18 protein-coding genes are annotated in these 21,356 nt (G+C 70.7%); 6 read left to right on the top strand and 12 right to left on the bottom strand.

Translation table 11 applies throughout. From position 1 onward, the window contains the following. Positions 1-5: 5 nt before the first annotated feature. The 9 genes from GON06_RS00415 to GON06_RS00375 all read right to left on the bottom strand — a co-directional run bounded on the left by GON06_RS00415 (position 6) and on the right by GON06_RS00375 (position 10,265). Positions 6-821 (bottom strand): serine hydrolase, encoded by an 816-nt coding sequence (locus tag GON06_RS00415; RefSeq protein ID WP_332837020.1) that lies wholly within the window; start codon positions 819-821, stop codon positions 6-8. Further along, the gene (locus GON06_RS18595; RefSeq protein WP_157310215.1) at positions 818-1,867 is read right to left on the bottom strand and encodes a C45 family autoproteolytic acyltransferase/hydolase; all 1,050 of its coding nucleotides are present in this window, start codon (positions 1,865-1,867) and stop codon (positions 818-820) included. The genes GON06_RS00415 and GON06_RS18595 overlap by 4 nt, the downstream gene beginning before the upstream one ends. Next, positions 1,867-2,568 carry a DUF2520 domain-containing protein gene (locus GON06_RS00405; protein WP_157310212.1) on the bottom strand — a complete coding sequence of 234 codons (702 nt, stop codon included), beginning with the start codon at positions 2,566-2,568 and terminating at the stop codon, positions 1,867-1,869. Before GON06_RS00405 ends, GON06_RS18595 begins: the two co-directional genes overlap by 1 nt. Positions 2,569-2,892: 324 nt before the next feature. After that, positions 2,893-3,729: a serine hydrolase gene (locus GON06_RS00400; protein WP_198346559.1), complete on the bottom strand. Its 837-nt coding sequence runs from the start codon at positions 3,727-3,729 to the stop codon at positions 2,893-2,895. Next, positions 3,729-4,724 carry a S66 peptidase family protein gene (locus GON06_RS00395; RefSeq protein ID WP_332837019.1) on the bottom strand — a complete coding sequence of 332 codons (996 nt, stop codon included), beginning with the start codon at positions 4,722-4,724 and terminating at the stop codon, positions 3,729-3,731. Before GON06_RS00395 ends, GON06_RS00400 begins: the two co-directional genes overlap by 1 nt. Next, entirely contained in the window at positions 4,721-6,367 is a 1,647-nt protein-coding gene (locus GON06_RS00390) for an ATP-binding cassette domain-containing protein (protein WP_157310209.1), read from the bottom strand. The genes GON06_RS00395 and GON06_RS00390 overlap by 4 nt, the downstream gene beginning before the upstream one ends. Positions 6,368-6,370: 3 nt before the next feature. After that, on the bottom strand, positions 6,371-7,288 hold the full coding sequence (locus GON06_RS00385; RefSeq protein ID WP_157310206.1) for an ABC transporter permease: 918 nt from the start codon (positions 7,286-7,288) through the stop codon (positions 6,371-6,373). Further along, on the bottom strand, positions 7,285-8,325 hold the full coding sequence (locus GON06_RS00380) for an ABC transporter permease (RefSeq protein WP_157310203.1): 1,041 nt from the start codon (positions 8,323-8,325) through the stop codon (positions 7,285-7,287). Before GON06_RS00380 ends, GON06_RS00385 begins: the two co-directional genes overlap by 4 nt. Positions 8,326-8,411: 86 nt before the next feature. After that, positions 8,412-10,265, bottom strand: coding sequence for an ABC transporter substrate-binding protein (locus GON06_RS00375; RefSeq protein WP_157310200.1), 1,854 nt, complete (start codon positions 10,263-10,265; stop codon positions 8,412-8,414). A gap of 332 nt (positions 10,266-10,597) precedes the next feature. Between GON06_RS00375 and GON06_RS00370 the strand changes: the two genes are divergently transcribed. Next, complete coding sequence (locus tag GON06_RS00370) at positions 10,598-11,698, top strand: peptidase C39 family protein (RefSeq protein ID WP_157310197.1); 1,101 nt, start codon at positions 10,598-10,600, stop codon at positions 11,696-11,698. Positions 11,699-11,705: 7 nt separating this feature from the next. Here GON06_RS00370 and GON06_RS00365 read toward each other — a convergent pair whose 3' ends face one another. Continuing rightward, positions 11,706-12,824 (bottom strand): M20/M25/M40 family metallo-hydrolase, encoded by a 1,119-nt coding sequence (locus GON06_RS00365; protein ID WP_332837018.1) that lies wholly within the window; start codon positions 12,822-12,824, stop codon positions 11,706-11,708. Positions 12,825-12,937: 113 nt separating this feature from the next. On the opposite strand from GON06_RS00365, the gene GON06_RS00360 reads away from it, so the two are divergent. The 5 genes from GON06_RS00360 to GON06_RS00340 are packed head-to-tail and all read left to right on the top strand — an operon-like array spanning position 12,938 to position 18,912. Beyond that, positions 12,938-13,702 (top strand): GNAT family N-acetyltransferase, encoded by a 765-nt coding sequence (locus GON06_RS00360; RefSeq protein WP_157310193.1) that lies wholly within the window; start codon positions 12,938-12,940, stop codon positions 13,700-13,702. Positions 13,703-13,710: 8 nt separating this feature from the next. After that, a complete protein-coding gene (locus GON06_RS00355) occupies positions 13,711-14,421 on the top strand; it encodes a MurR/RpiR family transcriptional regulator (protein ID WP_157310189.1) in 711 nt (236 codons plus the stop codon). Next, positions 14,418-15,542: an o-succinylbenzoate synthase gene (menC, locus tag GON06_RS00350; protein ID WP_157310186.1), complete on the top strand. Its 1,125-nt coding sequence runs from the start codon at positions 14,418-14,420 to the stop codon at positions 15,540-15,542. Before GON06_RS00355 ends, menC begins: the two co-directional genes overlap by 4 nt. Continuing rightward, positions 15,539-17,386: a membrane dipeptidase gene (locus GON06_RS19020; RefSeq protein WP_157310184.1), complete on the top strand. Its 1,848-nt coding sequence runs from the start codon at positions 15,539-15,541 to the stop codon at positions 17,384-17,386. The genes menC and GON06_RS19020 overlap by 4 nt, the downstream gene beginning before the upstream one ends. Beyond that, entirely contained in the window at positions 17,386-18,912 is a 1,527-nt protein-coding gene (locus GON06_RS00340) for a serine hydrolase domain-containing protein (RefSeq protein ID WP_157310181.1), read from the top strand. Before GON06_RS19020 ends, GON06_RS00340 begins: the two co-directional genes overlap by 1 nt. Before the next feature lie 172 nt (positions 18,913-19,084). Here GON06_RS00340 and GON06_RS00335 read toward each other — a convergent pair whose 3' ends face one another. Continuing rightward, positions 19,085-20,752 carry a PH domain-containing protein gene (locus GON06_RS00335; protein WP_332837017.1) on the bottom strand — a complete coding sequence of 556 codons (1,668 nt, stop codon included), beginning with the start codon at positions 20,750-20,752 and terminating at the stop codon, positions 19,085-19,087. After that, positions 20,749-21,342 (bottom strand): PH domain-containing protein, encoded by a 594-nt coding sequence (locus tag GON06_RS18885; RefSeq protein ID WP_378737160.1) that lies wholly within the window; start codon positions 21,340-21,342, stop codon positions 20,749-20,751. The genes GON06_RS00335 and GON06_RS18885 overlap by 4 nt, the downstream gene beginning before the upstream one ends. Between the last annotated feature and the right edge of the window lie 14 nt (positions 21,343-21,356).

The following is a 21,356-nucleotide window of genomic DNA, read 5'->3' as shown; positions in this document are numbered from 1 at the left end:
AGGGCTCAGTGCTCGAGCTCCGCACGGAGCGCGAGGCCTGCCCGCCGCATCACCTCGAGCACGCGATCGCGGGCCGGAGCGCCGCGCTCCCAGTTGACCAGCACGGCGTAGGCGAGCCGGCGCTCCGGAGACATCACCAGGCCGACGTCGGCGCGCACGGTGCTGATCGTGCCTGTCTTGTTCCACAGCCAGACGTCGCGGTCGAAGAGATAGTGCGCGAGCGGGTCCAGCCCGAACGCCGACGCGACCATCGACAGATCCATGCCGGCTCCGAGCCAGCGCTGCAGCAGGTCGCGGGAAGCGGCGCCGAGGTCGTCGCCCCGTGCCGTGCGCGTGACGAAGCGCACCATCTCCTCCGCGTTCGCATGGGACAGCGTGCGCGGAGCACCCGGCGGCAGCGGCCAGCGCACGACGTCGTCGAGTCCGGAGTGCGTGTAGCCGAGCTCCCGCGTGTGCGTCTGCACCGTCTCCAGCCCGATGACCCGGCACAGGGTGTTGGTCGCGGCGTTGTCGCTGGTGGCGCCGATGAGCGCCGCCACGTCGTACAGAGAAAGGGTGTGCTGCTGCAGCAGGTACCAGATGCCGGAGTTGTCGAACTGCTCGACCGGGCGACGGGTGACCCGATCGTCCAAGGTGCGCGAGCCCTGCTCGGCTTCGGTCAGCAGACGGTGCAGCAGGAAGATCTTGCCGACGCTCGCCGTGTCGAGCACCCGTTCCGGGTGGTGCCGGAACACCTCCGCTCCGGTGTCGGCGTCCGCGGCGAGCGCCGACACGGCCAGCCCGGGGAACTCCTGCTCCAGCTCGTCGAAGCCGATGGTCACAGCGTCACCCGCTCTCCGCGCGCGAACGCGCTCCACCGGCCGCGCCACAGTGCGCCGCTCCCTGCCAGCAGCACCTCGTCGGCCGCGGTGTCGACCACCGCGGTCACGAAGGTCCACATGTCGTCGGAGCGCCCGAGGACGCCCGGCATGCGCAGAGCGGCGAACACCTCGTCCGCGGTCGCCGGGGTCCCGCATCCGTGCAGCACGCTCAGCCGGTTCCTGCTCTCCTGCAGCCACACGTCGTCATCGGGCACGGCGAGACCGTCCGCGGTGCCGTCGATCAGTCGCAGGTGGTTGGTGTGCCGGTACGCGCCCGAGGTGCGCGCGACCCGGCCTCCGGCGTTCTCGATCAGGTCGGCCCGCCCGTCGGCGTCGGCGATGTCGAAGGCGAAGCCTCCGGCGCACGGCACCTCAGACAGGGCGGCGCGCGCGGAGTCGCCGCTCTGCCGGCGCTGCGCGTGACGCGCGACGAAGTGCCGTCCGGCGCCTTCGGTGTTCGCCGTGACCACCGGCACATGGTCCATCCCGAACGCGAGGCCCGCCGTGGTCGTGACGAAGGCGTTCGAGGGCAGCATCCCGGGATACCAGACGGCTGTGATCGCGGGATCGCCCTCGATGTCGAGCGTGACCAGCCGGATCGCCTCGTGCAGCTCGCCGGAACCGTCCTCGTTGTGGCCCATGAGCACACCGGCATCCGTGGTCAGCGCGAGGTCGCTGCATCCGGTGCCGTCCCTGCCCAGGTCGCCGCGCAGGTTGCGCGCCCACATGTCCCGTTCCGGGATGCCGGCGCCCTCGGCGATCCAGGCGAGCTCCTGCGATTCGACGGGCAGCAGCCGTCTCGTCGACGCGATGACGGCGTCGAACCGCGCGGCGGCGACGCCGTCCGCTCGGCGCATCTGCGCCTCCCAGGTTCCTCCCTGCAGATCGCGGAAGGCCCGGATCGCGTCGGCGTGCTCGCTGCCGAGCGCGCGCATGACCTCTGCGCGCCCACCGCGGAACACGCTCCAGGCGAGGCCGGAGACGGGTTCGAGGTGAGCGATCTCCATCAGACGTCCCTGACGTCCGGTGCGGGGTCGGATGCCTCGCGCAGCGCGCGCTCGACCGTGGACTGCACCAGCGCGGAGAGGTAGCCGCCGGGGTTCTCGACGCCGATGCCGCGCAGCAGCGCCGTGGACTGCCCGATGATCGAGCGGGAGAACTCGGATGCCGTGGCGATGGCCTCGGCGTAGTCGGCGCGGTCCTCCTCGGCGACGACGACCGGCTCGCATCCGAGCTCGACGGCCAGCGCCTGCGCGATCGGCAGCACCGCCGCGGGCGCGGTGACGGCGGCGAACGCGGCCTGCAGCTGCCGCAGGTCGACCGTGGTCCCGGTGAACGAGATCGCCGGATGCACGGCGAGCGGGATCGCCCCGCGCTCGGCGGCGGGGCGGAGCACGTCGATGCCGTAGGCCGGGTCGGTGTGCAGCACGAGCTGGCCGATCTGCCAGCCGCCGACCTCCGCGATCCCGGCGACGAGGCCGGGCAGCTGGTCGTGCGGAACGGCCAGCACCACCAGCTCGCTGCGCCGCACGACCTCTGTCGCGTCGAGCACAGGAGCGCCCGGCAGCACCGCGGCCGCCCGGTCGTCGTCGGAACCCGAGGTGATGCCGGTGATCGCGTGGCCCGCTCCGGCGAGCGCGGCGCCGATCACCGGCCCGACCCGGCCCGCGCCGATGATGCCGACTCCGAGTCGTCCGTTTCGAGTCATCCGTCGATGCTAACGCTGCGGGCGCGCCGTGCTCGTCGGCCCAGGTCGCAGTTCGCACCGCTGAGACGTGCGCGAGCCGCGTCCAACAGCGACCCGGATGCCGAAGCGGCCGCGATACCGAGTCCAACTGCGACGTGAACGCCGTTCGACCCCGCGCCGCGGCCGCGAACCGCGACGCGGCGCCGAACCCGGGCGCCCGCGCCACCGGCATCCGCCCAGGTCGCAGTATGCCCCGCTCTGACCCGCGAAGAGCGGGACCAGCTGCGACCTGAACTCCGACGGCGGCCCGACACCGGGGCGGAGTGCGACCTCAACAGAAGGCCCTCAGACCGCGGCGTCGGCACGATCGCGACCTGTGACGTGCGCGCGCAACTGCTCACCGATCGCGCGCATGGCGTCGATCACCGGCGCGCGCAGATCCTCCGCGCTCCCCTTCCAGTTGGCGGCCACGGCGTATGCGACGCTCGCCGCGGGCCCTTCGAGGTGCCCGGTGTCGATGCGCGCGAACGAGGTGCTGCCGGTCTTGTGACGCAGCACCATGTCCTGATACTCCGGCTCCGCGTGCGCGAGCGGGTCGAGCAGCAGGGCATCGGCGACCATCGATGTGTCCGCGTTCGCGGCGAGCCAGGTCAGCACCTGGTCGCTCACCTCGGGTGAGATCACGTCTCCCGCGCCCAGCCGGCGCATCACGTCGGCGAGCTCGGCGGCGGTCCCGAACGACGGCGTCCACGGCAGGTCCGGAGTGCGCTCCGAGCGGATGTAGTCGTGCAGCGCGGTGTCGGCGTAGCCGAGCTCCGGGGCCACCGCGCGCACCTCGTCCAGCCCGCACAGCGCGATCAGCGCATTGGTCGCGAGGTTGTCGCTGAACGCGCCGACCAGCAGCGCCGCGTCGTACACGCACAGCGACTGGTTCAGCATCCGGTACAGCAGCCCGGAGTCCTCCACGATGTGCTCGGCGGGGATCGGCACGACCTGGTCCGCCGACAGCGACCCGTCGGCGAGCCGGCGCGCGACCTCGATCAGCAGGAAGATCTTGCCGATGCTCGCGGTCTCGCACTGCTGGTCCGGCGTGTGCTCGGCGAGCACGGCGCCGGTCCCGGCGTCCACGATACGGATCGACCAGGTGACCCGATCGTCCAGGGCGGGCAGCTCGATGGCCATCAGGCTTCTCCTCCGACTTCTCCGACGACGAGGCGGATGCCGGCGTCGCCGGCTTCCAGCACGCCGTCCACGTTCAACGGCACGCTCAGCGCGTTGGGGTCGTGTCCGAAGCCCTGCTCCCAGAGCACCGGCTTGCCGAGGTCGGCGAGGTACTCCGACATCAGCGCTCGGACCCCGTCGAGGTCCGCCGTCCCGTCGCGCACCGCGCAGTTGTGCCACGACCCGAGGACGATCCCGGATGCCGCGGCGATGCGGCCCGCCCGCAGCAGCGCGAGCAGGAACCCGTCCAGCCGGTACAGCTCCTCGTCGATGTCCTCGAGGAACAGGATGCCTCCCGGCGCGACAGCGGCCTCCGGTGCGCCGAGCGCACCGGCGAGCAGGGCGAGGTTTCCGCCGGTGAACCGGCCTGCCGCACGCCCTGGCACCATCACCTCCGCCTCGGGCCCGACGATCCCGCGATCGCCCCACGGCTCGAACAGCCAGCGGCGCACGTCGTCGCGGATCGCCTCGGAGTCGCGGAACACGTCGTTGCCGGGCATCGGGCAGAACAGCGTCGGCACGTCCATCTGCACGCGGAACGCCTCGTGCAGAGCGGTGATGTCGGACGACCCGGTGAGCAGCTTCGGCCGGCCGTCGCGCCGCAGCGCAGCCCCGCGCATCAGATCCCAGTCGATCCCGTCCAGCAGTCGCATCGCCCCGTACCCGCCGCGCACGCACACCACGGCGGCCGTGTCGGGGTCGAGCCAGGCGTCGACCAGGTCGGTCCGTCGCCCGGCATCCGGCCCCGCGAGGTACTTCGCCCGCGGATGCGGCTGCAGCACGTGCTCGCCGACGGTGACCTCGAGACCCCACTCGCGGTAGTACCCGACTGCGCGCTGCAGGCTCTCGGCGTCGCCGAGACCGGAAGGAGTGACGAAGTGCACCCGGTCGCCCGGCTGCAACGGCGCCTCGGTCAGGTACGCGTGCCGGTCCACGGCCACGGCCGTGCCGCTCACGCCCCGGTCCGCTCGATCGTCGGCGCGGCCGCGAGCAGCCGCCTGGTGTACTCGTGCTGCGGATCCAGCAGCACCTGCTCGGTGGTGCCGTACTCCACGATCTCGCCCTCGAGCATCACCGCGACGGTATCGGCGATGTTCCACGCCAGCCCGAGGTCGTGCGTGATCACCAGTGCGCTGAGACCGAGGCGATCGCGCAGCGAGAGCAGCAGCGCGAGGATCTCGCCGCGCACCGAGGCGTCCAGCGAGGCCACCGGCTCGTCGGCGACCAGCATCTGCGGCCCCAGGGCGAGCGCGCCCGCGATCACCGCGCGCTGCCGCTGCCCGCCGGACAGCTCCTGCGGGATCGCCGTCACGAACCGTTCCGGTGGCGTCAGCTCGGCGTCGATCAGGCTCTGCGCGACCCGCTCGGCCTCGTCGCCCGGGTAGCGCTGCACGCGCAGCCCCTCGGCGACGGACTCGTAGATGCTGAGCTTCGGGTTCAGCGCCGCCGTGGGATCCTGCAGCACCATCTGCACCTCACTGCGGAACGCGCGCAGCGCGCGCCCCTTCCGCGGCAGGTCCTGGCCGCGGAAGCGCACCGTCGATCCCTCATCCGGATGCTGCAGACCGACGAGCGTGCGCGCCAGCGTGCTCTTGCCCGAGCCGGACTGCCCGACCAGCGCCAGGATCTCGCCGCGGCGCACCTCGAGATCGACGTTCTTCACGGCCCGCAGCGTCTGCCCGCGGCCGTGGTAGGTCACGTTCAGCCCCTTGGCCTCGAGCAGCACCTCGTCCGTCATCCCCTGCCCGCCGTCATGCGCGGGACGCTCCCGCCGCGTGACCGGATTCAGGCGGGATGCCGGGTCGCCGATCGTCGGGAACGCGTCGGCCAGCTGCCGGGTGTACGGCTGCTGCGGCTCGAGGCACACCTGCAGCGACTCGCCGACCTCGATGAGCTCGCCGTCGCGCATCACCGCGATGCGGTCGCAGGCGGTGGCGAGCACCGACAGGTCGTGGCTGATCATCAGCATCGAGATGCCGCGGTCGGTGACCAGTTCGCTGATCATCTCCAGGATCTGCTTCTGCACGATCACGTCGAGCGCGGTGGTCGGCTCGTCCGCGATGATGATGTCGGGCTCGCAGGCCAGCGCCATCGCGATCATCACGCGCTGCTTCTGCCCGCCGGACATCTCGTGCGGATAGGCGTCGATCTTCTGGGGTGCGAGGTCGACCACGCGCAGCAGCTCGGCGACGCGGGCCTTGCGCTCCTTCTCGGTGCGCCAGGCGTCCGTGATGTGCAGCTCGAGCGCCTCGATGATCTGCTGGCCCACGGTGCGCACCGGGTTCAGCGAGTGCATCGCGCCCTGGAAGATGATCGACGCGTCCGACCAGCGCAGCGCGCGCAGTGCGCCGAAGTTCAGCTCGGTGATGTCGGTGTCGCCGACGAGCACGCGCCCGGTGAGCTTCGCGTTGGCCGGCAGCAGCCGCAGCACGCTCATCGCGAGCGTGGACTTGCCGGAGCCGGATTCCCCGGCCACGCCGAGGGTGCCGCCGGCCGGCAGCTTCAGTGAGATGTTCTTCACGGCGTGCACCTCGCCGCGGCCGCCCCGCTCCGAGGTGCGGTAGGTGATCGAGACGTCGTCGAAAGTCAGGTCGGGCATCTCTCAACGGCTCCTCAGGGTCGGGTTCACGATGTTCTCCACGGCACGGCCCACCAGGGTGAACGCCAGCACGACGAGCACGATCGCGATGCCGGGGACGAGCACGTACCACCAGTACCCGGCGGTCGCGGCGGAGTAGTCCATCGAGTTCTTCAGCACGGCGCCCCAGGACTGCATGGTCGTGTCGCCGAGACCGAGGAACGACAGCGTCGACTCCGCGATGATCGCCGATCCGACCGTGAGTGTGGTGTTGGCGAGCACCAGCGGCAGCACGCCGGGGAGCAGGTGCTTGACGATGATGTGCCAGTGCCCCGCGCCGAGCACCCGCGAGCGCTCGATGTAGTCGCGTGACTCCACCGACAGGGTCTGCGACCGCACCACGCGGGCGGTGCCCGCCCACGAGGTGAGGCCGATCGCGATGACGATCGTCCAGACGCCGCGCTGCAGCACCGACGACAGCACGATCGCGAGGATCAGCGAGGGCAGCACCAGGAAGAAGTCGATGATGCGCATCAGCAGGCCGCCGGTCCAGCCCGTGAAGTGCCCGGCGGCGATGCCGACGATCGTGCCGATCAGCATCGACACCGCGGTGGCCGCGAAGCCGACGATCAGCGAGACCTGCGCGCCCCACACCATGCGCACCCAGATCTCGCGGCCCAGATGGTCTGTGCCGAGCGGATGCTCCCACGACGGCGGCGCGAAGCGCGGTGCGTCGATCAGCTTCGTGGCATCCAGCATCCACGCCGGAGCGATGACCGGCGCGAGGATCGCGACGACGATCACGACGAGCAGGAAGACCAGGCCGATCATCCCGGTGCGGCTGCGGGCGAACTCGCGGCAGAAGGCGGCGAAGGCCTTGCTGCGACGCTCCCACGCCATGCTGCGCGGCGAGCGCGCGATGGTGGCTGTCTGGGCGCTCATGCCTGCCTCACTCTCGGGTCGAGCACACGGTAGATGAAGTCGGCGGCGAGGTTCATCACGATGATGATCGCCGAGAAGACGACGAAGGTGCCCTGCAACAGCGGCAGGTCGGGGCCCTGGATGGCTTCGAAGGTGAGCTTGCCGAGACCCGGCCAGGAGAAGACCGTCTCGACGGTCACCGCACCGGCGATCAGGCCGCCGAGGTGCATGAAGACCAGCGTCACCGCGGGGAGCAGCGCATTGGGCACCGCGTGCCGGCTGCGCACCAGGTCGTCACGCAGGCCCTTGGCCCGTGCGGTGACGAGGTAGTCGGCGGTCTTCTCCTCCATCACGGATGCCCGCATCACCAGCACGTACTGGGCGTAGACGACCGCGACCATGGTGATCACCGGAAGCACCATGTGCGAGATCACGTCGAGGATCTGGCCGAGCACGTCGTCGGGCGGGTTCGGCGAGGTCATGCCGCCGGTCGGGAACCAGTGCAGCGTGCCACCGAAGACCATCAGCAGCAGCAGGCCGAGCCAGAAGGTCGGCACCGACCACAGCACCAGCGATGTGCCCGTGGTCATCCTGTCGAACCTCGAGCCGTGCAGCCATCCGGCCTTCTGGCCGAGCCACAGTCCGAGCGTGATCGCGATGATCGCGGCCGTGCCGGTGAGCAGGATCGTGTTCCAGAAATACTCGCCGATGAGCGAGGACACCGACTGCTTGTACACGTAGCTCTCGCCGAAGTTCAGCGTGAACACGTTGCCGAGGTAGGTCAGGAACTGCTGCCAGAGCGGCTGGTCGAGCCCCATCTGGTGCCGCAGCTGCTCCATCTGCTCCGGCGTCATGATGCGATCCTTGGCGATCGACGCCACCGGGTCGCCGGGGAGGATCTTGAAGGCGAAGAACCCCAGCAGCACCACCATCGCCAGGCTGATCAGCGCTCCGCCGATCTTGCTCAGCGCGTAGTTCAGCGCGGGGATCCTGCGGGGCGGGGCCTCGCCCTGCTCCTCCAGGATGACGGCCTCCGTGGCCGGCACCGCATTCGACATCTCTGTCTCCTTCTGCTGTCGCCATGTCCTTCGACAGGCTCAGAAACCCACAGGCGCATGGGTCGCTGAGCCTGTCGAAGCCGGTGTCATTCGACGTCGGCGCTGTTACGGCGTCGCATCACGAGGAAGATGATGCCGCCGATCACGATCACGGCGATCACGACTCCCGTGACGATCAGGCCGACGTTCGGACCGCTGTCCGCCGCTGCGGCCTCGTCACCGACGGCCGTGACCGTGAGGTAGCCCCAGTAGCCGGACTGGTTCGCGATGATGCCGTCCTTCTTCGGCATGAGCGAGAAGTCCTGGAACCGGTCGGAGCGGTACGCCTCGAGGCTGTTGGCGTACCACGTCGCGATCTGCGGGGTCGCCGTGTAGTTCATCTCCAGCATCTCGCGCACGATCGCCTCGCGCTTGCTCTCGTCGAGCTCGGTGTGCTGCTCCTGGTAGAGCTTGTCGAACTCGGGGTCGCACCAGCCGTCCTGCGAGGTGCCGCCGGTGCCGTCCGTGGCCGTCGCCAGGCCCGAGCAGGTGTTGATGCCCAGCTGGTAGTCGGGGTCCGCGCCCTGGCTCCAGCCGCTGATGTACATGTCGTAGTTGCCCTTGGTGGTCTCGGCCGAGATGGTGTCGGTGTCGGACGACTCCACCTTGATCGTGATGCCGATGTCCTTCATCCACGGCACGAAGTACTCGGCCAGGGACTGCTCGAGGGGTGCGCTCGAGTCGGCGAACAGGCGCAGCTCGAGCTTCTTGCCGTCCTTCTCGCGGATGCCGTCGGCTCCTGCGACCCAGCCGGCCTCTTCGAGCTTCTGCTTCGCGGCGTCGGGGTCGAACTTCATGATGACCTTGTCATCCGCCGGCAGCGTCCACTTCGGGTACGAGGCGGGGATGAAGCTGGTGGCCTCGACGCCGTAGCCGCCGAGCACCTTGTCGAGCAGCGTCTTGGTGTCGGTGCCGAGGCGGATCGCCTGGCGCACGGCCTCGTCCTGCAGAGCTGGGTTGCCGTTGCCGTAGGGCGTGCCGTCCTGGGTCTTCGCTCCGACGTTGAAGCTGATCGCCGAGTAGCGGCGTCCCTGGCCGGAGTGGGTGGTGATGCCCTCCACGCCGTCCAGCGCCTCGAACTGGGTCGAGGTTAGGCCGGTGACCATGTCCACGTCGCCGGAGCGCAGCGCCTGCACCTGGGCGTCGGAGTTCGTGTAGTAGATGTACTGGATCTTGTCGATCTTCGGGGAGCCCTTCCAGAACTCCTTGTTCGCCTTCAGCACGATCGACTGGTTCGCCTTGTAGCTCTCCAGCAGGAAGGGCCCGGAGCCGACGACGTCCTTGTCGTTCGCGTACTCGGCGGGGTTGTCGATCTTCTCCCACACGTGCTTGGGCACGACCGGGATCTCGACACCGGGGTTCGGCGCCTGCGGGTCCTTCATGTTCAGCACGACGGTCTTGTCATCCGGCGTCTCGATCGAGTCGAGGTTGGCGAGCAGGCCGCCGTTGGCGACGCCGAGCGCGGGATCGTCGATCATCGACTGGTAGGTGTAGGCCACGTCGGCCGAGGTGATCGGCTCGCCGTCGGACCACTTCAGGCCGTCCTGCAGCGTGAAGGTCCACACCTTGCCGCCGTCGGACGCCTCCCACTTGTCGGCGAGGCCCTTGGTGGGCGAGCCGTCCTCCTGGGAGTTCTGCACGAGGAACTCGTACGTGTATCGCAGGATGTTCGTCGGCGTCAGGTAGATCGAGGTGAACGGGTTGAACGAGTCCACGAAGCCCGAGGTGGCGATCCGGAGCGTCTTCGCATCAGACTTGCCGGTCGGCGGGGCGGAGGAGTCGGCGGCGTGGATGCCGGTGGGGGTTGCGGCGTTCGCGACCGTGGCGGGAGCGACGACCATCGCGGCGGCCGCCGCCACGCACAAGGCGCGGACCAGATATTTACTGTGACGAGTTCGCATCAGCGTCCTTCTTTCGGTGCGGAGCCGTGGGGAGGCGGCCCCCTGGGGATTCAGTTATAGAACCGCACGCCAGGCGCTCCGGTCAACAGATTCGTACCAGATCGTTGCCATCGAAGGGATTATCGCGGTGTCATCCTCGACATCTCGCGAACAGGGTCTCGGCGGCTGCATTGACGCGCGTACAGCCTACGATACCCGTGCTGCTCTGGGAAACAGGCCCCGGACAGGACCGTCCTCCCGTGATCTCCGCGGCCATCGCCGCCTTGACAGCGCGCCACAGCGCGACCGATGATCCGTTACAGATCATCGGTCCTAACATTTTGGGAGCCACCATGCCGACTCCGATGTCGCCCGCCGCACCGCTCACGACGCCGACCTGGCGCACCCGTCTGCTGCGCGCCGATCCGAAGAGCGGCTGGGAGGGCCGCACGTGGACGTCCGCGGTGCTGGAACCCGGCTTCGCCGCCGACCAGGCGGTCGCGTCCTGGAACGCGGATGCCGGGGTCGCGGCGCACGTCGAGATCCGTGCACGCCTCATCGACGCTACCTGGTCGGAGTGGCTGCTCCTCGCCGAATGGGGTGAGCCTGGCGCCCGCCGCAGTCCTGAGAGCGGTACGGCGCACACCGCGGATGCCGCCGAGGGCGCGCCGTTCGTGGACACCGACGTGCTGAAGGCCGCGGACGGGCATCCGTTCGATGCGACGCAGCTGCGCATCACCCTCGATGGGCGAGCCCTGGGCGAAGAGCCCCTGCACCTGGCCGCGGTGAGCTTCACCGCGCCGGCCGGCCCCGCTCCTCTCGAGGACGACGGAGCGCCTTCGGGTGCCGTCGGCGTCGCGGCCGCTCTGCGGCCGCTCTCGCAGCGCGCGTACCCCGCCCGCGACGATCTGGGCGGCGGCGGGCCGGTGTGGTGCTCACCCACTTCGCTGACCATGGTCCTCACGGCCTGGGGCGCGGAGGTGCCTGAGTCGCCGGCGGATGCCGCGGACGGCGCCGACCCGCGCGTGCCCTGGGTCGCACGTGCGGTGTACGACACCGCGTACACCGGCACCGGGAACTGGTCGTTCAACACTGCGCTCGCGGGCACCCTCGGTTTCGACGCCGTCGTGACGCGGCTGCCGTCCCTCCGCGACGCGCGAACACTGACTGATGCCGGTATCCCGGTGATCTCGTCGATCCGGTTCACCGATCGCACCGAGCTGCCCGGCGCCGACTACGAGGCTCCGACGGGCCACCTCGTCGTGATCCGCGGGTTCACCACCGATGGAGACGTCCTCGTCGCCGACCCGGCGAGCCCCAGCGGGGACGCGGGACTGCGCACCTATCCGCGCGACGCGTTCGACACCGCCTGGTCTCGCAGCCGGCGCACGGTGTACCTGGTCACGCCACGCGGGTACGCACTGCCGGAGGCGCCGGGTGACGGCCCCTGGTGAGCGCCGATCACACGTCGGCGAGCACGGCCTCGAGAAGGTCGACACGGGCCGCGAGCGACGAGCGCAGCATGTGCTCGCCGACCGCGTGGGCCCCGCCGCCGCGCGGACCGAACCCGTCGATCGTCGGGATGCCGAGGCTGCCGAGCAGGTTCGCGTCGCCGGCGCCTGCGGCGGGTCGTCCCTCGACGGCCTGACCGATCCCGGCCCCGACGGCCGCGACCCGCGCGAGCAGTCCCTGGTCGGCGGCCGTAGGGCTCCACGCGGGACGGCGACTGAGGACGGTGGTCTCGACGACAGCGTCGTCGCGCACCGGAGTGAGCGCGCACAGAGCAGCGAGCACCCGTTCCTCGGTGACGCCGTCGAGGAAGCGCAGTCCGATCTCGGCCTCGGCCTCGGCCGGGACCACGTTGGCACGCCCGCCGCCGCTGATCGTCCCGACGTTGCAGAGCACCTCGGACTCCAGTCCCGGATCGGCCACGATCCCGCGGATCGTCACGAGCTGGTCGACGAGCTCGTCGATCGCCGAGATCCCGGCATCCGGGTCCAGCGCTGCATGCGCGGCACGTCCGTGCACGCGCACCCGCAGCCGGGTGCTGCCCCGCCGGCCCACCTTCATCGCACCGTCCGGATGCGGGGACTCGAAGCCGATCGCCGCCGCGACGCCGACCGCGCACTCCCGCATCAGGTCCTGCGACGACGGCGAGCCGACCTCCTCGTCGCAGACCAGGACCGCGCGCACCGCCCGGTGCCGCCGCTCTCGCAGCCGCGCGACCGCCTCGATCATCACGACCAGGCCGCTCTTCATGTCGTAGACGCCCGGACCCCGCACGACGTCGCCCTTCACGGTCCAGGGCACCTCACCGCGGAGTGTGCCGCGGGGCCACACCGTGTCGGTGTGGCCGACCAGCAGCAGCGGATCACCCACCCCGTCGATCTCGGCGACCAGATGCGGGCCGGCATCGGACTCGACAAGTCGCACCTCGGCACCGGCATCCGTCCACCACTGCGCGAGCACGGAGGTCATCTCGCGAGCCGCGTCGCGATCGTACGAGGGCGACTCGATCTCGACCAGCCGGCGCAGCCGTGCGAGCTGGCGGTCGGCGCTGACCGCCGAGGAATCCGTCACGATCGCACCCCCTTCGCATGCTGTTATGAAACATATCGGATGATTGATTCCCCCGCGATCCTCGGATATCTTCGACGTTCGGAGCGGGGTTCAGCGAATATAGGATACGTATCATGCACGACGCATCGGGGCGACGGTACCACTGCGCGACGCTGCGCAGCCATCCGGAACTGCACGCGGCCGCCGAGCTGTACGCCCGTGTCTTCGGATACGACACCCCCGATCTGCACCTGAACACCAACCTGCTCAGCGCGCTGGTCCGCAACGGCGGATCGGCGGTCGGCGTGCTCACCGACGACGACGAGCTGGTCGGCTTCGCCTACGGATTCTTCGGGGTCGACCGCGCCGGCGACGAGTTCCACTACTCCCAGGCCGCCGTGGTCGACCCGGCTCACCAGGGCACCGGAGTCGGACGGCTGCTCAAGAACGCCCAGCGCGACGTCGCACGGTCCTGGGGGCAGCGGCGGATGCGCTGGACCTTCGACCCCTCCCTGGCCCGCAACGCACACTTCAACTTCAGCACGCTCGGCGCCGAGGGCATCGACTACGAGGACGACTACTACGGCCGCCCCGGCACCGACCGGATCATGGTCGAGTGGGCGCTGGAGCGCAAGTCCGACCCGTACGCCGCCGAACGGACGCGGCAGCCGCCGCACTTCGGCCCCGAGAACTGGGGGAAGCCGTCACCGGCCGGCGACGACGCCGTCTGGCTGCCGGTCCCGGCTCAGCCCGATTGGGACGCCGAGATGTGCGAGGTCGTGCGCGCCGCGCTGCGGGCGATCGTCACAGACGGTCGCGTGCTCATCGCGTGCACGAGAATCGACGACAGAACCGCCGCGCACCTCGCGGTGCGCCGCCTCGACGAGGAGGAAGAGTGAGCGCGAACATGCCCGTTCCACCAGCGACGGACGACGAGGACGCCCACGACCGGACGCTGGTGTCGCCCGGCGAGCGCTACGGCGAGCGCATCCGCACGAACGTGTCGGCGGAGGCTCTGCAGGCGCGCGTGATCGAGGCGGAGACGCGGTCGCTGGCGCAGACCTTCGACGAGCTCTCGCGCACAGGCGACGTGCCGCGCGCGGCCACCCTGATCCTGGGCGCCCGGCGCCGCTACATCGGAGGGCAGGGCAAGGCGGCGGCCTACGCCGAACTGCTCGGAGCGGATCTCTCGGCGACGCTGTCGAACGTGTTCCTCGTCGACGGCAGGGCGCTGACGCCGCTCACCGTGCTCACCGACGTGCGAGCCAGCGATGTGCTCGTGGTGTTCTCCATGCGCCGCTACCGCGAGGACACGGTGCGCTTCGGCGAGCTGTTCCGCGAGGCCGGCGGCCAGCTGATCGTGATCACCGACAGCGAGGACGCGCCTCTGGCCTCCATCGCCTCCGCCCTCATCCGCGTGCACACCGGCTCTGCGTCCTATGCGGACTCGCCCACATCGGTCGCCGCTGTCTGCCACCTGCTGTCCACCCTCACCACGGCGAGCGCCAAGGGCGCGCGTCGTCGGCTCGCGGTGCGCGACCGGTTCGGCAGCGATCTGAGCCTGTATCACCCCGGGCCGCTCACCGGTCCGGCAACGGGAGCGGAGCCACCGGCATGAGGATCGAGCGCCTGCGCCTGTTCGAGGTGTCCCTTCCGCTCGTGCATGGATTCCAGACCAGCTCCCACCGCAAGACGGGACTGGACCACATCCTGATCGAGGCGACGGATGCCGAGGGGCGGGTCGGCTGGGGCGAGATCGCCTCGCCGGCGGATCCGTTCTACGGCTCTGAGACGACCGAGACGGCGTGGACGATCTCGCTGCGGCACCTCGTGCCGGCAGCCCTCGGCGCCGAGTGGGACGCCCCGGAGGAGTTCGAGACGGGCTGGTGCCGGGTGCGGGGCCACGAGTTCGCGAAGGCCGGCTTCTCGGCCGCAGGCTGGGATCTGCACGCCCGCGCCCACGGTGCCTCGCTCGCGGCGGATCTCGGCGGCACCCGCGCCGAGGTCGTCGCCGGGGTGTCGCTCGGCATCGAGCCGAGCATCGACGACCTGCTCGCCCAGGTGCAGCGGCAGCAGGACGCCGGATACGGCAGGGTGAAGCTGAAGATCGCTCCCGGGTGGGATGTGGAGCCCGTGCGCGCGGTGCGCGCCGCGCATCCGCAGCTCGACCTGCACGTCGACGCGAACGGGGCGTACCCGGACGACGACGAGTCCGCCGCGGTCTTCCGCGCTCTCGACGACGCGGAGCTGACGATGATCGAGCAGCCGTACGCCCCGCGCGACTTCGTCGCCCACGCGCGGCTGCAGCAGAGCATCCGCACCCCCGTCTGCCTCGACGAGTCGGTGGTCGATCTGGGCGACCTGCGCACGATGCTCGCGCTCGACGCCGGCCGCATCCTGAACATCAAGGTGTCGCGGATGGGCGGGCTCTCGGTCGCGCGCGCCGCGCACGACCTGGCGGCGGATGCCGGGGTGCCGGTGTGGTGCGGCGGGATGCACGAGTTCGGCGTCGGCCGGGCCGCGAACGTCGCGATCTCGTCGCTGCCGAACTTCACCCTGCCCTCGGATGTGTCAGGGTCGGACAAGTACTTCGCCCGCGACGTGGTGACCCCCGCGATCTCGGCGCACGAGGGACGGGTTCCCGTTCCGACGGCGCCCGGCATCGGCTTCGAGGTCGACCTCGACTGGGTGCTGCAGAACACCTCGCGAAGCTTCGACACGGACAGGAGCGACGGATGATCCCCGTCATCGACGGCCACAACGACCTCGCCTGGGCACGGCGCGAGAACCACGGCTACGCGACGGCGGGCCTCGACGGCCCGGTGCCCGCGCTGCACACCGACCTGCCGCGGCTCGCCGCGGGCGGTGTGGGCGGGCAGTTCTGGTCGGTGTGGGTGGATCCCGAGCTCGAGGGAGCCGAGCAGGTCACGGCGACGCTCGAGCAGATCGACTTCGTGCAGCGCTTCATCGCGGCGTACCCAGACCGCCTCGCCGCCGCTCGGACCGCGGCCGACGTCCGGCAGGCGATGGCCGAGGGCCGCATCGCCTCGCTGATCGGCGTCGAGGGTGGCGCCCAGATCGACGGGTCGCTCGCGGTGCTGCGGCAGTACGCCCGGCTCGGTGCCCGGTACATGACCCTGACCTGGTCGCGCACGATCGACTGGGCGGACTCCGCGACCGACGAGCCGCGGCACGGCGGACTGACCGGCTTCGGCCGCGACGTCGTGCGCGAGATGAACCGGATCGGCATGCTGGTCGACCTGTCGCACGTGGCGCCGACGACGATGCGCGACGCCCTCGCGGTGAGCACCCGTCCCGTCGTGGTGACGCACTCCTGCGCCCTGGCGCTGTGCGATCACCCCCGCAACGTGCCCGACGACGTGCTGGCCACGATCGGCGCGCAGGGCGGCGTCGTGATGGTCGCATTCGTGCCCTCGTTCGTCTCGCAGGCCCGGCGCGAATGGGTGCTCGCGGGCGAGCACGGCGAGCCGCCGTTCGTCGGGATCGCGGATGTCGCGGATCACATCGAGCACATCCGCGATGTGGCCGGTGTGCAGGCGGTCGGTCTCGGGGCCGACTACGACGGCACCGGGTCGATGCCCGGCGGCCTGGAGGACGTCTCCCGCTACCAGGACCTGCTCGCGGAGCTGCGCGGCCGCGGATGGTCGCAGCAGGATCTCGAGGCGGTCGCGCACGGCAACGTGCTGCGCGTGCTCGAGGCGTCGGATGCCGATCACGCGGCGTTCCTGGCCGGCACGGCCGGCGAACCGGTGTCGGTGGCCCCGGCTGTCGACCTCGCACAGCGTGCGGCTGCGCGGGCGCCGCGTGTGCTGGTCGTCGTGAACGCCGAGCCGTCCGGTCCGCGCCGTCTCGGACACTGGCTCGAGGAGGACGGCATCGTCGTCGACGCGGTCCTCGGCGCCGACGGGCTGCCCGACGATCTGGCCGGCTACGACGGACTGGTCATGCTCGGCGGAGGGCTCATGCCCGATGACGACGACCGCGCGCCCTGGCTGGCGCAGGAGCGCGTGCTCGCCCGGCAGGCGATCGATGCCGACCTGCCGACGCTCGGCATCTGCCTGGGCGGGCAGCTGCTCGCGCATGTCGCCGGTGGCGAGGTGCGCGCCTCGTTCGGGCCGAAGGAGCGCGGCGCCACGCTGATCACCCCGTCGTCGCACGGCGCGGAGGATGCTCTGCTCTCCGCGCTCGAGGATGCCGCGCACATGATCGAGAACCATCAGGACATGATCACGGTGCTTCCGCCGGACGCCGTGCTGCTCGCCTCGAGCGGCGCGGTCGAGAACCAGGCGTTCCGCCTCGGCTCGCATGTGCGCGGGCTGCAGTTCCACCCCGAGGTGGGCGCAGAGGATCTCACCCGCTGGCAGGAGCCGACCACCCGCGCTGAGGGCGATCGCCCGGTCGCGGAGCTGCTCGCCGAGGCCCGGGCGGTGGACGCCGCCAACACGCGCGCGAGTCGTGCTCTGGCCTCGGCGTTCGCCGCCGAGGTGCGCGCGGCCGCCGAGGCTCGTGCGGCGGGCGCAGCCCAGGGCCCGGTGGCGACCGCCGTCGCGGCGAGCGCCTGATGTCGGCGGGCGACGCGACCGAGCAGATCGCCGCGCGGGCGAACGAGGCGCTGGCCGAACGGCTCGATGCCGCGACGCTGCGGCGCGCCCCGGCATCCATCGCCGCCCTGACCTGCCACGGCGAGGTCGTGGCAGTGCGCACGCATGGCGAGCCGAGGCGTGACGGCGCGGCGACGGCCCCCGGGACGGTGTTCCGGATCGCATCGATGTCGAAGAGCTTCCTCGCCGCCACTGCGCTATCCCTGCGCGATGAGGGGCTGCTCGACCTGCACGCACCGATCGAGGGATACGTGCCCGAGGCAGCGGCGGCGCGGTATGAGGGCCGCCAGGCGCGGATCACGATCGACACGCTGCTGAGCAACCGCTCCGGCCTCGCCGAGGACAACCCCTGGGGCGACGAGCACCTCGGCGAATCGAGGGAGTTCCTCGGCGCGCTCGTCGGCGAGGGACTCACGCTGTCCGCCCTGCCCGCGACTGAGTACCAGTACTCCAACACGGGTCAGTCGCTGGTCGGCCGCGCGATCGAGGCGGTCACCGGACGCCCGGTCGAGGACGTCATCCGGGAGCGGATGCTGGATCCCCTCGGGCTCGCAGACACCCGGGCATCCGCCGGCCTCTACCCCGCCGGAACCGATCTCGCGCGCGGCTTCCGCACCTTCGACGACGGCGGCTCCTTCGTGCCGGAGCCCTACGTCGGCACCGGCGCGCTCGGCTGCATCGGCAGCCTGTTCAGCACCGTCACGGACATCGCCGCGTGGATGGGATTCCTCGGCTCGGCCTTCGACGCGGATGCGGGTGACGTCGTCCTCTCCGCCGCCTCGCGACGCGAGCTGCAGGTCGCTCACACGCTGATCGCCCCCGTGATCAGCCAGTTCGCGGACCGGGAGCTCGACGGCGCGGGGTACGGCTACGGGCTCGTCGTCGAGCACGACAGCCGTTTCGGCCGCATCGTGCAGCACGCCGGCGGCCTGCCCGGATTCTCATCGCACATGCGCTGGCACCCGGCCACCGGAATCGGTGTGGTGGTGTTCGGCAACTCCGACCAGTTCGGGGCCGGACGCATCGCGAGCGCCGTGCTGCACGACGTGCTGGGGGCAGTCGATGCGCCGGCCGCCGTCGTGCACCCCTGGCCGCAGACCGTCGCCGCCGCCCGCCGCATCGACGAGCTGCTGCGCGCAGGGCAGACGGATGCCTGGGGCCGGATGGGTCCGCTCGCTCGCAACGTGCTCCGCGACGTGCCTGCTCAGGTGCGAACGCGGCAGCTGGAGGCGGCCGCCGCAGAGGTCGGCGCGCCCATCGCGGATGCCGCGCCGTTCGAGGAGCGCGTGGTCTCGGCGACAGACGCCTCGGCGCTGCGCTGGACGGTGCCGTGCCTGGCCGGCGCCCTGGTGTGCGACGTGCGGATGGTGGGACTGCACGACCCGGTCGTGCAGTCGATCGACGTGCGGGTCGCCGACAGCACCGGGCGCAAACCCCGCGACGAGTCGCCCCGGGTCACCGACCATCACCGGGTGGTGTTGGACTGACCGCCCACTCTGTTCGTGCCGCTCTGAATCGCGGAAAGCGGGTCGAACTGCGATCTGGCTGACCGGCGCGACAACGCCGCAGCTGCTTCCGGGTCCTGCCTGAGGAGCGCCGGCGACGAGCGCCGTGCTGAGCGAGCGAACGCGAGACGAAGTAACGAAGGGCGTTGCTCCGTCAGCCCGCGCTCTCCGCCCAGCGGTGCGAGGTGTCACGCGATGCCGCCGTCACAGCCGCCTGCGCGACCTCGTCCACGAGACGCATGGTGTCGTCGCGCTCGAGGCCGGACAGCCGCCCGGAGACCGGACCGGTGACGGAGTGCACCTGGGCGCCGCCGACGCGCTGCGCGCGGGCGATCGGTCCCTGGTTGACGGCGATCCCCTGCATCCGTGCCAGCGGGAACACGGCCAGCTTGCGCCACAGCACGCCGCGGCGCAGCATCAGTGCGAAGTCGCTGACCGCGTAGCCCTGGCGCTTCCAGCTGAACGGATGGGTCCACCAGGCACGACGGGCCGTGGTGCGGTACGGGTCACCGGCGACGGGGCCGAGCACACCGTGCTCCCAGATCAGCGGGATGACCGACGCCGGAGCATCCGGCAGCACCAGGCCGAGCACCCGCTCGACGTCGGCGCGCTTGCCGACCGGCAGCACGATGTTGAACTGCTGCGCGGTGCTGGACTGCTGCGCCGATGCGCTCTTGCCCGACATCCGGTTGATGCGCACCGACCACCAGCCGAACGGCCGCCACAGCAGCGGCTGCACGACCTCGACGGCGAAGATGCGCCCAGGTGGGAGTGTCTCGGTCACCGTCGTCAGCAGGCCGAAGGTGAGACGGATGCCGTTCTCGGTCGGCGCGATCGAGTAACGCAGCGAGCGCGAGATCTGCGCCCACGCGATGCCCACCGCCGCGATGACCAAGGGGATGCCGACACCGAGGCCGATGCCGAGCACGACGGCGCCGCGGAGCACCTCGCCGTCGGCGAGCGACGAGATCACGACCGTCGCCATGACCGCGAGGAACATCAGGCCGAAGAACACCAGCCAGACGATGGCGTTGATCACATGCGAGCCCACCAGGCGCCCGGTCGGGATCTTCACGACGCTCTCGGGTGCGACGTCCGCGAGGTCGACGCCCGCGATCAGGTCGGTCACGCCGGAGTTCACCGATGAGGCGAACTGCTGGCGCATCGAGCCGGGAGCGGCGGTCGCGGCGGGTGCCGTGCCGGCGGCGGCGAGCCGCGCAGAACGAGCACCGGATGCCAGACGCAGGATGTCCGCCCGCACCGATTCGGCCTTCGCCGTCGCCAGGTACTCCAGCTCGACGTTCGCATCGGTGCCGGCGCCCACGACCTCGACCTTGGCGAGGCCGATCAGGCGGGCGATGAACGGCCGTGTGAGGTTCACGCCCTGCACGCGGTCCAGGGGCGCCCGCCGCTGCGATCGGAACACGATGCCCTTGCGCACCTCGACATGCGATCCGGTGATGCGGAACTGGTGGAACCGCCAGATCACCCAGAAGATCACGATGACGACGATGAGCACGACGAGAACGCCGAGCAGTGCGACGAAGGCGAGGTTGTTGGCCAGCACCCAGTCGACCGGGTCGCCGTCGGGCATGTCACCGACAGCCTCCTCGGGTGCGAAGATGCCGACCAGCCAACCGATCACGCGATCCCGCATGTTCGAAACGATCAGGCCGGCGACGATGATGAGCACCAGGCCGCCCTTGAGCAGCGGGGTGAGCGGGTGCATCCGGTGCCACTCGCCGTCGGCGAGCGTGGATGAGCCGCCGTCGGGGAGCAGCGGCACAGGGCCCGGAGCGGGCGGCGGGACGGGTGCGCTCACAGTCCGGTCCGGCGGGTCTCGGCGACCTGGATGAGGGTGTCGCGCAGGGCCTCGGCGGCAGGCTGGTTCAGCCCGGGGATCTGCACGCCGGTGGTCGCGGCGGCGGTCACCATCTTCAGCTGTGCCACACCGAAGGCGCGGTCCAGCGGGCCGTGCGTGATGTCGACGAGCTGCAGACGACCGTAGGGAACGGCGACCATGCGCTGCCACAGGATGCCGCGGCGGAACACGATGTCGTCGGAGCGCAGCATGTAGCCGATGGCCCTCGCCTGCCGCGGCAGAATGATCATCGTCACCAGCGTGATCACGATGAGGATGCCGGCCGGGATCCAGGCCCAGGTCTGTCCGAACCCGAACGAGAGCACCGCGGCCGCGGCCGCCAGGACCACGATGAACAGCGTGTTCTGCACCATCTGCGAGGCGACGTAGCGCTGCGAGATCTGGTGCCAGACGCCGTCCAGCGCAAGCGCGCCTTCGGAGCGCGGCGTGCGCAGCGCTTCGTAGTTGCCCTCGTCGAGCACAGCGGGCTCGGAGACGGGATTGGCCGGGGCGGTCGGCTCGGCGGGGGTGACGACAGGCGTCGGCGGCACGATCGCGGCGGGCG

It is taken from the genome of Microbacterium sp. MAH-37, assembly GCF_009758255.1.
Lineage (GTDB): Bacteria > Actinomycetota > Actinomycetes > Actinomycetales > Microbacteriaceae > Microbacterium.
The sequence above is the reverse complement of the archived record's forward strand: the minus strand, read 5'-3'. Positions and strand labels throughout refer to the sequence as shown.